The sequence below is a fragment of the Pseudomonas sp. MPB23 genome, assembly GCF_046605395.1.
Classification (GTDB): Bacteria; Pseudomonadota; Gammaproteobacteria; order Pseudomonadales; family Pseudomonadaceae; genus Aquipseudomonas.
Genome location: NZ_CP176771.1, coordinates 276,626 through 289,641 on the forward strand (window position 1 = coordinate 276,626; position 13,016 = coordinate 289,641).

Below are 13,016 nucleotides of genomic sequence, written 5' to 3' on the forward strand. Positions count from 1 at the left end.
TACCCTTGAATACCTCCAGCAGCAAGGAACGCTCATGAAACGCATCACGGTAATCGTCGCCCTCGGTTTGCTCAGCGGTTGTAGCCTTCAAGCCATGAGGAATGGGGCCAAGGCCGAGCCGCTGTTTGGCGAGTTGCTCAAACAGCCACCGCTGGCCGATTCGATCCTGCGTGACGGCGACGAGCTCAGCTACCAGGTTCATGTGGAATCCGGCAAAGGCCCCAGCGTGCCAGACATCGCCCAAGTCCGGGCGTCCTGTGCCACCCCGAGCGCCAGCCTGCTGTTTCTGGAATCGCCCACAACCTTGACCGCCAAAGGCCAGCCCACACGCTTTACCGTGATGCGCAACCTGACGCCGGCCGTGATCGCCAATCTCAAGCAGAACCCTGGCTTTATCGACGCCTGCGCCCGCACGCCACGCCCGGACTGGCGGGTTGTCAGCGGCACGCAAACCCAACGACAGTTGCTGATCGACCGCGCCAGCGTAAAGCGCGCAGGTGATAGCGTGCAGTTCTGGGGGGCCGTCGATGAGCCGTTCATCCTCACCAACAAGCTCAAGAAAATGCCCTATGCCCAGACGCGTATGCACTGGCAAGTCAGTTGCAGCCGCCAGACCTACCGGACGCTGGGCACCTTCGGCCTGAACCAGAACAATGTGGTGACCTTCGGCACGACCGAAACCGCCCCTCAGGACGCGCCCTTCAGCTCAGCCGAAACGCACATCCAAACCTTGCTCCAGGCAGCCTGCGCGCCAACGCTCGAACAACTCCCGGTGGCGGCTGTGCGTAGCAAACCCCAGGAAACCCTGACACCCCCACCGTTATCGGCCGACGTGGTGGAGGCCATGAATGCGCTGGGCATGCCCAATCCGGTCAAGTCCCTGCGCCATCTGGTGCAAAGGAGCGAAAGTTCGGTCACGTTGCAAAACGATCTGTACATCGAGCCGAGCGGTGAAAACGGCCAGTTACGCATCCGCAACGTCTCTGACTACTCAAAAGCGTCCAGCACGTCCTTCCGAGGCCTTATCACCCTGACCTACCAGTCTCAATTTGAATGGGAAGGGCTGACCACCTCGGTCGCCAGCCATATTCAACAACTGAGCTTCACTGGCGACTGGAAACAAATGCCGGTCGGTGCAACGCTGGGTTTCAGCACCAAGGACCTGAATCGCAGTACCGCCGAGGAAGACCACGTACTGTGGCGCACCTATACCTGCGTGGTGGCGCGTGAACTCCCGGCCAGCAGAATCAACGCAGCGCTGAGCGGCAACGCCAAGGAATTGAATTGCACGCAAGCTGGCGAGCGCTACAACGCCACCAGCACCGAGATCTACCTGCAAGATTACGGGTACTTCTTCACCCGCGAGCGCGTGGTCAAGGGTGACGACAAAACCCGGAACACCTTGGTCAAGGTTGAATAGCGCCGGCTAGGCGCGCTGCAGCATTCGGCGGCTGGCAAAACTGAAGGTCAGCGCCATGACGATCAGCACTCCCGTCGCCGCCTGCTGCCAATAGAAACTCCAGCCGATCAGTAGCAGGCCGTTGGCGATCACGTTGATAAACAACACCCCCGCGGCGAATTCGCCTGGTCCAGCAACAACACTGCGCCGAGGCAGATCAAACGGGAAAGCGAGAAAAGGCTGGAAGGCATACACGGCTCCGCGGCGACCGGCAAAGAGTTCACCAGAAGCCATTGCAGAGCCCGCGCCAGGATTTTTATCGCGTTAAATCAACTGAATAAAAACTTTGGAGGAAAACAGGCTGTCGCTCTCGGCGATCAATTGCCTGATGGGTGTTGGTCAGGCAATCGTGATGACTACCACACGGATCACTAGACGCCCTACGGCGAGCCCTCGTCGACGGCCAGGCTCCCCGCGTTGACACTCCAAAACCGCAAGCATAGAATCGGCCGCAAATGGACTGGGGGATCCCGGTCGGCGCTATAGCCTCGGTGAGTTTCACCGGGGCTTTTCGCTTTCTACAACAGGAAAAATCTTCAGCCCCCAATTTTCAAAACCCTCGCCCACCTTGCTCCGCCCTCCGCTGCAATAAAACTTGCGCGTGAGGACGTCAAAGGCACGATTCTCCTGACCTGGCCGCAGAACACTCATGCCAATGGGGCGGGCAACCAGATCTGCAAGCTGCAACCCCGTTGAGTTCACCTGCTTGGTCGCAAAGACGATATCAAACGGCAGGCGAATACCCAGACGATTGGCGCCGTCGCACATCCGACGAAACTCCAACTCAAGCTCGTTATCCTCTTTACGACCTCGACGCTCGAAAATCACGTGAGTCAATGCGCTTTGCTGATTTTTCTCTTGGAGAAACTCGTAGAGGGTTTCAAGACAGAAACCTAAAGCCAGATGGTAAGGATTATGTATCGGGCCTTGCTGCTCGCGAAGAGTGGCTCTATCAATCACACAACTGATCAAGACAAAGTTGCTCGACTCAATGATGCTCGTCAGCTCTTCGAGAAAAGCATGCTTGTGCTGGCGAGAGGCGAACATGCTCGAAAACGCAGAAAGCCAAAACAAACATGGGATAGTTGACATCGAGTGTCTGCATCCCGTGATCGCCACTTTCATCCACATAGACAATGAAATTGCTGAACGCCCCCGTTGGCGGCTTCGCCGCCACAACTTCTGCATCACGCTCAGCCTCACTCTCACTTTCAAAAAGAAGAAACTGCGGGGAAGTTAGTTTTTCATCAGCCATGGGATGTTTAATCCTTGTTTTTATGGGACTTCTAGGGCGCCCACCGACATCTATACTGCCCTCCGTCGCTGCTACAGAGAGCCTCCAGCCTGGACGCCTTCAGGCAAGCGCTGATCAATCACTCGGTACAACGCACTGCCCGGCGGCCAGTTACGCATAAACCGCGCCCGGTCCCTGGCGTATGCCGGGGCGAAACTGGCGGCGGAGGTGTGTTGGCACATCGCGTCCAGGTCGATCAGGGCCCAGCGGTCTTCTTGCCAGAACAGGTTGTGGCCCTTGAGGTCGCCGTGGCTGATGCGCTCGCCAATCAGCTCGGCGAACAACTGGTCCAGTGCCTGCAGTTCGTTTTCCGGCGCGTCGCCGTGTTCGATGTAGGGCGCGAAGCGCTCGATGATGTCCGGTCCCGGCAGGTATTCGGTGATCAGGTAGGCACGGCGGCGCAGCCAGAAAAAGCGTTTTTCCAGCACGGCCAGGGGCTTGGGCGTGGCGATGCCGAGGAACGCCAGGCGGTTGCCTTCGCGCCAGGAGTGCCAGGCGCGACTCGGGCGCCAGAAGCGCTTGAGCCAATGGGCGAAGTTCTTGATGTTGTAGCGTTTGATCACCAGCGGGCGACCGGCCACCTCGACTTTACCCACGCTGGCCGCGCCACCGGTCTTGTACAGGTGGCCCTGATCCAGCAAGGCGTCCGCCTGTGCCAGCACCGGCAGCATCGCAGCCTCTTCCTCGCGACGAATCGCGCGCAAGGCAAAAGCGCCACGCACCACGCTGAACAGCGTGCACTCGCGGCCGACATTGTTCAGAAAGTCTTTCAGGCGCCAGGCGCTGACCTTGCGCACCTGTTTTTCCAGGGCTTCGAGGGGCAAAGCGTGTTCGCCGTTGCTCAGCAGGTAGTACACCAGCAGTTCTTCGGTGAACGGCTGAAGATTTTTCGGCAACTGGGCGAAAAACACCCCGAGGTTTTCCAGCACCCGATTGCGCGACAGCGGCTTGCCGGCCTCTTCGGCGCGAATGCCGGCGCCGTCGATCAGGTACAGCTTGTCGTTCTGGCGCAGCAGGTTGTCCAGGTGCAGGTCTTCTTGCCACAGGCCTTTGGCGTGCATCCGGGCAATCGCGTCCAGCGCTTCGGCCAGCACAGCCGTCTGCTCGTCGGCCAAGGGCGGCAGGCCTTCGACGGCGTGCCAGGCATCGGCCAGGCTTTCGGCGCCTTCGAGGAACTCGAACAGCAGCCAGCCGCCCTCGCCTTCCTGCAAGCCATCGACGAGCAACAGCGGCGTGGTCAGGCCTTGCTCGGCGAGCAGACGCACGCCGTTCAGTTCACGCTGAAAATGCCGCGCCGCCTTGCTGCCCACCAATAATTTGGCCAGCACCGGACGTCCGCGCCATACCGCCGCGCCCACGTAACGCTCGCCCGGCAACACCCGCAACAGGCTCAGCAGTTGCAGTTGGGCGGGGCCGGCGGCGTCCGCCAGGTCGATGCTCAGGGGCAGGCTCGGCGTGCGGCCGGCGCTTTTCAGCTCGGACAGGCGCATCAGCGGTTCTCCTTATGGCTGCGTCGCGTCGTCAGGCGTTGCAGCCAGGTGGTGACCGACGCACTGTCTTCGGGCTGATCGAGGTAGGCCGCCAACAGGTGGCGCACCTGCGCATCCGTCCACTGCGGTGCACGGCGCAACAACGGTTCCAGGTCCTTGACCCGATCACGCCGGCCGAACAGCAGCGGGCGGGTTTTCTCCAGGTCGATCAACTGCGCGGCGTAACCGTCGCCGGTGGCCTGCAGGAAAATATGCTTGGGGTAGAAACAGCCATGCACCTGGCCGACGCTGTGCAGGCGACGCGCCAGTTGGCCGCAGGCCAGCAGGATCGCACGGTGCTGGGCATCGCTCAGCGTCGACCACTGCTCCAGCAATGACTCCAAGTCGTTCCAGCCATCCAGCGCGCGGGTCAGCAGCATCGCGCGGTGTTCGCCGGCGACCTTGCGCTCGCCATAGAAAGCCGCCTGCAACGCCGGGATACCGAGCGTGCGGTAACGGCTGATATTGCGGAACTCGCGGGAGAAACTTGGCTCGCCCAATGGCCGATGCAAACTGCGCGTGAGGTAGTTGCTCTGGCGCTTGAGGTAATAACCGTGGCCGTCGAGTTCCAGGCGAAACACGCTGCTCCAGCCGCCACGGCTGGTGTTGGGCTCGTCGACCGCGTCCAGTTGCTTGGCCCACAGGGCGTCGAAGGTGGCGAGGCCGTGCCGCTCCAACAGGGCACGGTCTTCAGCCGCCAGGAAATCACTCATTCGCGTCCCTCAAAAAACTTCACCACATGGCGAATGCGTTCTTTGTCCGATGCACTCAAGTGCCGGCGCTGGCGGTATTGCATATAGAAGCGCAGGCGCTGGGTGGCGGACAGATGATACTTGGCCACCTTGTCCAGGCAGGCCAGGTCTTTGGTAATGCGGTATTTGAGCCAGAACCCGCGCCAGAAATCGCCGTTGGGGCAATCGATCAGGTACAGGGTCGACTGGTCGTCGATCAGCAGGTTGCGCCACTTCAAATCGTTATGGGTGAAGTGGTGGTCGTGCATGGTCCGGGTGTATTCGGCGAGCTGGCGGCTGACCGCATCGACCCACTTGGGGTCGCGCAGGCGCGCATCCTTGCGCTCGGCCAGCACCGAGAGGTCTTCCGTCTTGGCCAACTCACGGGTGATCATCGCGCCACGGCTGTAGGCCAGGCCCTTGCGTTCCAGGCCCCAGGCGACCACATCGGCGGTGGGAATACCCCACTTGGCGAAGCGCTTGAGGTTCTGCCATTCGGACTTGACCCGCGGTTTGCCCAGGTAGCGCCGCAAGCCCTTGCCGGCGCCGGTGTAGCGCTTGACGTAGTAATTGACCCCGCCGCGCTCCACGCGGATCACTTCCGACAGCGGGTCGCGGGTCAGGCGCTGGCCTTGCAGGGCAAACACCGCTTCGAGGCTGCCAAAATCATCCGCCAGGTGAGCGTAGGCAGGCTCCAGGTTCCAACCCGCCATCAGATCGCATCCCCGTAACGTTGCTTGCGCGCATACAGCTTGTCGGCCTTGCGTTGCATCAGGCTCAGGGACGCCGATTGCTCGGCGAGGATCTGGCGCAGCGGCTGGCGGAAGTAGCCTTTGAGGAAACGCAGTTTGTCGCGGCGGGTCAGGCCGATGTCCAGTGCCGAGTAATACAGCGCGGACAGGTCCTTGTCGCGCCAGCGCAGCGGCAGGTGGGCACGCAGTTGGGCGCGGTGCAGGTCGATGACCGAGAGCTTGACGTGGTGCGCGTCGATCGGTTGCGACGTGTCCAGCAGGAAGTGGCAGAGGTAGCAGTCACGGTGATTGACGCCGCCCCGGTGCATGTCGCCGACCATGCGCGCGAGTTCCGCGGTCAGGGCATGGCGCAGCGCAGGAGCCGGCGGCTCGGCGACCCAGTTGAGGGTCAGGTCTTCCAGGCTGACGGTCGGCGCCAGTTCTTCGGTGATGATGAACGAGTGCTGATCGGCCGGATTGCTGCCCTTTTCGCCGAACGCCACGCCGGTCATGGTCGGCACGCCGAGGTCCTGCAGACGATGGATGGCCTCCCACTCGAGGCCGGCGCCCAGCACCGGCAATTTGGCGGTGATCAGGTTCTTGAAGATTTCGCCCCAGCCGATGCCCCGGTGGATCTTCACGAAATACGGACGGCCCTCGACCTCGGTGCGCAATGTGCGCCGCGCCGCCAGTTCGCGAAATACCTGGCCTTGCAGCTTCTCGACTTCGGCAAAGGCATCGAGCCCGGCCCATAAGGTCTTGAACGGTTCGGCAAGAATCAACTTCATCGTTTTGGCTCCGCCAGAATCACATCCGCCGCGTGCTGCGGCATGCTGTAGAGGTCGGCCGTCTCGGCAAAGGCCAACCCATTGCGGCTCCAGGCCGCGCGCTGTGCAGTGTCGGTGAGCATCCGGGCCAGGTACTCGTTGAGCTGGGTTTGTTCAAACGGCTCATCCAGCACCAGGCCGCTGTCCGCCTCGGCAATGTAATGGGCGTACCCACACACTTGCGATACCAGCACCGGCAACCCCGCCACCAGCGCTTCGAGCAGCACGGTGCCGGTGTTTTCGTTATACGCCGGATGGATCAACACGTCGGCGCCCAGCAGGAAACGCGGGATATCGCTGCGGCCCTTGAGAAACTGCACGTGATCCCCAAGCCCCAGGGTGGCGCTTTGCAGTTGGAATACTTTGGGGTCGTCCTGGCCGATGACAAGCAGGCGCGTGCGTTTTTTCAGCTCGGCCGGTAACGCGGCCAGGGCCTTGAGGCTGCGGTCCACGCCCTTGGTCTTGAAGCCCGAGCCGATCTGCACCAGCAACAGGTCGTCGTCGGCCAGGTTGAATTCCTGCCGAAAGCCTTCGCGGATTTCGGCGGCGTTCGGCGGCGCGCGGCGGTCCTGGGCAATGCCCGGCGGCAGCAGGTGGAAGCGCTCCAGCGGGGTGTCGTAATGCTTGATGAACAGCGGCTGCTGGACTTCGGAGATCATCAGGATTTCGGTCTTGGCGTCCTTGGCGAACACCGCGCGTTCGTACTCGGCAAAGTGGCGATAGCGGCCAAAGCTGCGGTACATCGAGTGGCGCAGGTTCTGCGCCTTGTCTTCGAAGCAGCCATCAGCGGCGTAGTACACGTCCAGGCCCGGCATTTTGTTGAAGCCGATCAGGCGGTCCACCGGGCGCTTGGCCAGGTCGGCTTCCATCCAGGCGCTGAGCTTCTCGTTGCGTCGATGGTTGAAGAACGCCTTGACCGGCGCCACCAGCACTTCGAATCCCGGCGGAATGTCACCTTCCCAGATCAGCGTGTAGACCCGAATCTGATGGCCGCGCTGCTGGCACTCCAGGGCGATGCGCATGAAGTCACGCTGCAGGCCGCCGAAGGGGAAGTATTTGTACAGAACAAAAGCCAGTTGCATCAGTGCAGCTCCTCAGCCAATAACAACGTGCTCAGTCGGCTGGCCACACGCTCAGGGCTCAGGCGCGTGAAGCACAGGGGAAACTCGCGCTTGATGTCGAACCGACGCAAGTCGTCGGCCGTCGGTTGATAGGTACATTGCTTTTGCAGGCAGGGTGCGCACGGGAAGTCGCTGGCCAGGTGAATCTGGCCCTTGCCATAGGCGCCGGTCAGGCCGGGGTTGGTCGGGCCGAACAGGGAAATGGTCGGCACATCCAGCGCAGCGGCCAGGTGACCGAGGCCGGTGTCCACCGCCACACAGGCACGGGCGCCGGCCAATACGCGGGCAACCCCGGCCAGGTTCAACTTGGGCAGCACTTCGGCGTTTTGCAGGCCGCTGGCCAGGCGTTCGGCGCGGGCCTTTTCGATCGCGTTGCCCCACGGCAACTTCACGTCGACGCCCAGGCGCCCCATGCGTTCGGCCAGCTCGCGCCAGTACGCTTCGGGCCAGTGCTTGGTGTCCCAGGTGGTGCCGTGCAACAGCAGCACAAACGGCTTTTGCGGCGGCAGGCCGAGCAGTTTCTCGACGCTCAGGCCGTAGTCGCCCAGGCCTTTGGGCAGGTCATAACCCAGGGCCACGGCGAACAACTGGCGCAGGCGCTCCACCGCGTGCTGCCCACGGGCCACGGCCAGGCGGCGCGAATAGAAGTGCGCAGCGATGGGTTCGCGGGCCGAGCGCTTGTCAAAGCCGGCCACGGGTGCCCGCACGTAGCGGGTCAGCCAGGCGCTTTTGAGCAGGCCCTGGGCGTCGATCACCAGGTCGTACCTGGTCGACTGGATGCGCTGCTTGAAGCGCCGCCATTCGCCACTTTTGAAGGTCTGCCAGATATTCTTGCGCCAGCGGCGGATCGCCACCGGGATCACCTTGTCGACGGCCGGATGCCAGGTGGGGATTTCGGCAAAGCCTTCTTCCACCACCCAGTCGAATTGAATGCCGGGGATCGCCCGCGCGGCGTCGGTGAGTGCCGGCAACGCATGGATCACGTCGCCCAGGGATGAGGTCTTGATTACCAGTACCCGCAACTCAGTGAACCTCGACCACGGAGCCCTGCAACCGCTGCAAGGCATCGCTCACCGGCTGCGGCAGCAACTGGCGCAGGCAGTTGTAGTGACCGAAACGGCAGGTGCGCTCGAAGCACGGGCTGCAATCCAGGCCCAGGCGCACCACTTCGACCTTGTCGGCCAACGGCGGCGTGAAACCCGGCGAAGTGGAGCCGTACACCGCCACCAGCGGGCGGTTCAGCGCCGCCGCCACATGCATCAGGCCGGAGTCGTTGGACACGACCGCGTCGGCGCATGAGAGCAAGTCGATGGCCTCGGCCAGGGACGTGTCGCCACTGAGGTTCACCGCCTCTTCGCGCAGGCCGGGAATCAGGCGCTGGCGAATGTCTTCGCCCACCGAATGATCGTTTTTCGAACCGAACAACCACACCTGCCAGCCTTCGCGGATCTTCATCTCGGCGACTTTGGCGTAGTGCTCCGACGGCCAGCGCTTGGACTCGCCAAACTCGGCGCCGGGGCACAGCGCCAGCACCGGGCGATCGAGCTGCAGGCCGAACTTGGCCAGGGCCGCGTCACGGGTCACCGGGTCGATCTGCAGGCTGGGGCGTGGGTAGGGCGTCGGCAATTCAGCACCGGGCGCGTAGGCCAGAGCCATGAAACGCTCGATCATCAGCGGGTAGCGCGCCTTGTCGAGCGTGCGCACATCGTTGAGCAGGCCGTAACGGAATTCGCCGCGCCAGCCGGTGCGTTTGGGGATACCGGCGAAAAACGGCACCAGCGCCGACTTCATCGAGTTGGGCAGCAGGATCGCCTGGTCGTACTGGCCCGCCAGGGATTTGCCGATACGACGGCGGGTCGCCAGTTCGAGGGCGCCATGGCCGAGCGGGAAGCTCAGGGCCTTGCGCACCTCGGGCATGCGCTCGAGGATCGGCCGGCTCCACTCAGGGGCGAGCACGTCGATCTGGCAATCCGGATAGCGCTCGCGCAGGCACTGGAACAGTGTCTGCGCCATCACCATGTCACCGACCCAACTGGGCCCAACGATCAGAATATTCATGTAGTTTCCACAAACGATGCGGGGAGGCTTATGCCTCCCCGCATCGATGATTACTGTAGGGCGCGCTTTGTGTGGGAGCGGGCTTGCTCGCGATAGCATCACCGCAGTCCGCTGGACAGACCGCAGCGCCTGCATCGCGAGCAAGCCCGCTCCCACATGAAGCCCGTTTCCACATTAAATTGGCGTCGCTCATTTAATCGCGTGTCAGCTTAACCCCAGTTCCTGCCAGATTCGCATCACCTGGCGCCGCTCGTCGGCGAACTGATCCCCCGCCACGGTGCCGGCCTCGTTTTGCAAGGCCTGGCGATGGGCGGCGGAACGGTAGGCCTTATACACCTCGCGCAGCAGATGAGCATCGGCGGCGGGCATCAACCCCGCCTGCTCAAGACCCTCCAGAATGCGGATATTGTCGGTATAGCGCAGCAACGATGGATGTTGCGCAGACCACGCCAAAGCCGCGTATTGCACCATAAATTCAATATCGACGATACCTCCGGCGTCCTGCTTGAGGTCGAACACCGCCGTGGGTTCAAAGGCATTGGCGCCGGTGCCGGCCGCCGTGCTCTTGGTGCCCAGGTTGTCACGCATCTTGGCGCGCATCTCGCTGACCTCCTGGCGCAGCTTCACCAAATCGCGCTCACGCCCCAACACATTGGCCCGCACCTGCTCGAACGCACGGCCCACATCCTGGCTGCCCACCAGCACCCGCGCACGAATCAGGGCCTGATGTTCCCAGGTCCAGGCTTCATTTTCCTGATAGCGCGCAAACGCCCCGAGCGAACTCACCAGCAAACCGGATGCGCCGGAAGGCCGCAGGCGCATGTCCACTTCATACAGTTGGCCGGAGTTGGTCTGGGTGGTCAGCAGGTGAATGATCCTTTGCCCCAGGCGTGTGAAGAACTGCGCGCCGTCGATCGGCTTGGCGCCATCCGTTTCGGCCTGCGGGTCGCCGTCGTGGATGAACACCAGGTCCAGGTCCGAACCATGCCCCAGTTCGATGCCGCCGACTTTCCCATAACCGACAATGATGAACCCAGGATCGCACAGGGTGCCGTCCAGGCGTTGCGGCGAACCGTGGCGCGCCACGGTCTGGCGCCAGGCCAGGGCCAGCACTTGTTCGAGGATGGCTTCGGCGAGCCAGGTCAGGTAGTCGCTGACTTTCATCAATGGCAGGCTGCCGGCGATTTCCGACGCGGCCACGCGCAGGCGGTGGGCCAGCTTGAAGTGCCGCAGGGCCTCCATCTGCTGCTCGAGGTCGTCTTCGGGGATGCGCGTGAGGCGCTCGCGCAATTCGGCGGCGAGCTCCGGCGCCAATGGCGGCTTGAACAGGCGGCCTTCGTTGAGCAATTCATCCAGCAACAGCGGGAAGCGCGTGATCTGTTCGGCGATCCACGGGCTGGCGGCGCACAGGGTCAGCAGGCGGCGCAGCGCGTCGGGGTTTTCGGTGAGCAATACCAGATAGGCCGAACGCCGCGCGACGGCTTCCACCAACGGCAATACGCGCTCCAGCACCAGATCCGGGTTGGCGTGCTCGACGGCCTGGGCCAGCAGGCGCGGGATAAACGCGTCCAACCGCTCACGGCCGAGGCGCTGCATGGCACGCAGTTGCGGGCTGCCGCGCAGGCCGGCCAGGGCCTTGAGTGCCTTGGGCGCGTCGGTGAAGCCACCTTCGGCGAGCTGGCGGCAGGCGGCGTCCTCATCCTGAGATTCTTCCCACAGAGGCAACCACTCACCGCCCACGACCAGTTCGCTCTCTGCGCCATCTTCCTCATCAGGGTCGGCGATGACCTGGCGGAAATGCCAGTCCACCCGCCCACGCCAGTACATCAGGCGTTCATGGAACGCGGCCCAGTCGGCAAAGCCCAGCATAAAGGCAATGCGCGCCTGGTCTTCGGGACTGTCCGGGAGCATTTGCGTCTGGCGGTCGGCAATCGCCTGGATCGCATGTTCGGTGTAGCGCAGGAATTCATAGCCATCGCGCAACTCGGCGATCACCGCCGGCGGCAGGTAACCCTGGCCCTCCAGGGTGCCGAGCACGTTGAGCAACGGCCGTTGTTGCAGGCTGAGGTCGCGCCCGCCGTGGATCAACTGGAACGCCTGGGCGATGAACTCCACTTCGCGGATGCCGCCCGCCCCCAGCTTGATGTTTTCGGCCATGCCTTTGCGCCGCACTTCCTGCTGGATCAGCTGCTTCATGGTGCGCAGCGCTTCGATCGCAGAGAAGTCCAGGTAACGCCGGTACACGAAGGGTCGCAGCATATCGAGCAGTTGCGCGCCGGCCACCTGGTCGCCGGCAACCACCCGCGCCTTGATCATGGCGTAGCGTTCCCAGTCGCGGCCCTGGTCCTGGTAGTACTGCTCCAGCGCGTTGAAGCTGAGCACCAACGCGCCGGCCGAACCGTAAGGCCGCAGGCGCATGTCGACACGGAAGACAAAACCGTCGACGGTCATCGGGTCGAGGGCCTTGATCAATTTCTGACCCAGGCGAATAAAGAATTCCTGGTTATCCAGGGCACGTTTCACGCCCACCGTCTCGCCGCCTTCGGGGTAGGCGAAGATCAGGTCGATATCCGACGACAGGTTCAGCTCCACCGCGCCGAGCTTGCCCATGCCGAGGATGACCATCTGTTGCGGCTCACCGCTGCGGCGGCCGGTCGGCGTGCCGAATTGCGTGCAGTGGCGCTGGTACAGCCATTGGTAGGCCTGGTCGATGCTGGCGTCGGCCATGTCGGAGAGGTCGCGGCAGGTTTGCACCAGGTCGGCCTGGCGGGTCAGGTCGCGCCAGATAATGCGCACCTGCTGGCGGGTGCGCTGGCGACGCAGCACACGGCCCAGCTCATCTTCTGTTTCAGCTTGTTGCACGGCGCCAGCAATCTGCCCGCACAGCTCGCCAGGGGCGAACGCCCGGTCCAGCTCGCCCCAGGCCGCCAGTTCGAGCAACATCAAAGGGTCACGAACACTCTGTTCAATCACAAAATCACTGGCGGCGCACACGCGGGCGAAGTCGGCCCAGCGTTGCGACGTCCACGCAGAAAGGCCATGATCGTCGTCCAGCGCGGCCACTGCGTCACGAAATGACTGCTCGGCCCGAAGGGCGAACGGCAAGAGAATGGCCGGCACTTCAGCCAGCGTTGGAAGGCTCATGGTCTATCCTTGATCGGCGCGTAGAGAGCTTGTTGAGAGGGACACAGGAGTCGCGCCCAATGAAGGGGTGTCGAACAAAGGTTAGAAATAGCTGAAAAAACAATAATTTTGGCAGGCAACAT

At 62.6% G+C, this 13,016-nt stretch carries 9 protein-coding genes and 2 pseudogenes; 1 reads left to right on the plus strand and 10 read right to left on the minus strand.

Annotated elements, in window-relative coordinates; translation table 11 throughout:
• The first annotated feature begins 34 nt into the window (after positions 1-34).
• Positions 35-1,420: a surface-adhesin E family protein gene (locus tag ACLH0J_RS01185; RefSeq protein ID WP_411390544.1), complete on the plus strand. Its 1,386-nt coding sequence runs from the start codon at positions 35-37 to the stop codon at positions 1,418-1,420.
• Between the two features lie 6 nt (positions 1,421-1,426).
• Here the strand turns inward: ACLH0J_RS01185 and ACLH0J_RS01190 are convergent.
• The 10 genes and pseudogenes from ACLH0J_RS01190 to glnE all read right to left on the minus strand — a co-directional run.
• Positions 1,427-1,570, minus strand: a pseudogene (locus tag ACLH0J_RS01190) (ABC transporter permease); the annotation flags it as partial.
• 387 nt (positions 1,571-1,957) lie between these two features.
• A pseudogene (locus ACLH0J_RS01195) lies at positions 1,958-2,714 on the minus strand (DUF3800 domain-containing protein).
• A 71-nt stretch (positions 2,715-2,785) separates the two neighbouring features.
• Positions 2,786-4,243, minus strand: a complete 1,458-nt coding sequence (locus ACLH0J_RS01200) for a lipopolysaccharide kinase InaA family protein (RefSeq protein ID WP_411390545.1) — start codon at positions 4,241-4,243, stop codon at positions 2,786-2,788.
• On the minus strand, positions 4,243-4,995 hold the full coding sequence (locus tag ACLH0J_RS01205) for a lipopolysaccharide kinase InaA family protein (protein ID WP_411390546.1): 753 nt from the start codon (positions 4,993-4,995) through the stop codon (positions 4,243-4,245). Before ACLH0J_RS01205 ends, ACLH0J_RS01200 begins: the two co-directional genes overlap by 1 nt.
• Positions 4,992-5,726 (minus strand): lipopolysaccharide kinase InaA family protein, encoded by a 735-nt coding sequence (locus ACLH0J_RS01210; RefSeq protein ID WP_411390547.1) that lies wholly within the window; start codon positions 5,724-5,726, stop codon positions 4,992-4,994. Before ACLH0J_RS01210 ends, ACLH0J_RS01205 begins: the two co-directional genes overlap by 4 nt.
• The gene (gene rfaP, locus ACLH0J_RS01215) at positions 5,726-6,532 is read right to left on the minus strand and encodes a lipopolysaccharide core heptose(I) kinase RfaP (RefSeq protein ID WP_411390548.1); all 807 of its coding nucleotides are present in this window, start codon (positions 6,530-6,532) and stop codon (positions 5,726-5,728) included. Before rfaP ends, ACLH0J_RS01210 begins: the two co-directional genes overlap by 1 nt.
• Positions 6,529-7,653 carry a glycosyltransferase family 4 protein gene (locus ACLH0J_RS01220; RefSeq protein ID WP_411390549.1) on the minus strand — a complete coding sequence of 375 codons (1,125 nt, stop codon included), beginning with the start codon at positions 7,651-7,653 and terminating at the stop codon, positions 6,529-6,531. The genes rfaP and ACLH0J_RS01220 overlap by 4 nt, the downstream gene beginning before the upstream one ends.
• Positions 7,653-8,714 carry a lipopolysaccharide heptosyltransferase I gene (gene waaC / locus ACLH0J_RS01225; protein WP_411390550.1) on the minus strand — a complete coding sequence of 354 codons (1,062 nt, stop codon included), beginning with the start codon at positions 8,712-8,714 and terminating at the stop codon, positions 7,653-7,655. The genes ACLH0J_RS01220 and waaC overlap by 1 nt, the downstream gene beginning before the upstream one ends.
• Position 8,715: 1 nt before the next feature.
• The gene (gene waaF, locus ACLH0J_RS01230; protein ID WP_411390551.1) at positions 8,716-9,750 is read right to left on the minus strand and encodes a lipopolysaccharide heptosyltransferase II; all 1,035 of its coding nucleotides are present in this window, start codon (positions 9,748-9,750) and stop codon (positions 8,716-8,718) included.
• A 204-nt stretch (positions 9,751-9,954) separates the two neighbouring features.
• The gene (gene glnE, locus ACLH0J_RS01235) at positions 9,955-12,894 is read right to left on the minus strand and encodes a bifunctional [glutamate--ammonia ligase]-adenylyl-L-tyrosine phosphorylase/[glutamate--ammonia-ligase] adenylyltransferase (protein ID WP_411390552.1); all 2,940 of its coding nucleotides are present in this window, start codon (positions 12,892-12,894) and stop codon (positions 9,955-9,957) included.
• Positions 12,895-13,016: the final 122 nt, after the last annotated feature.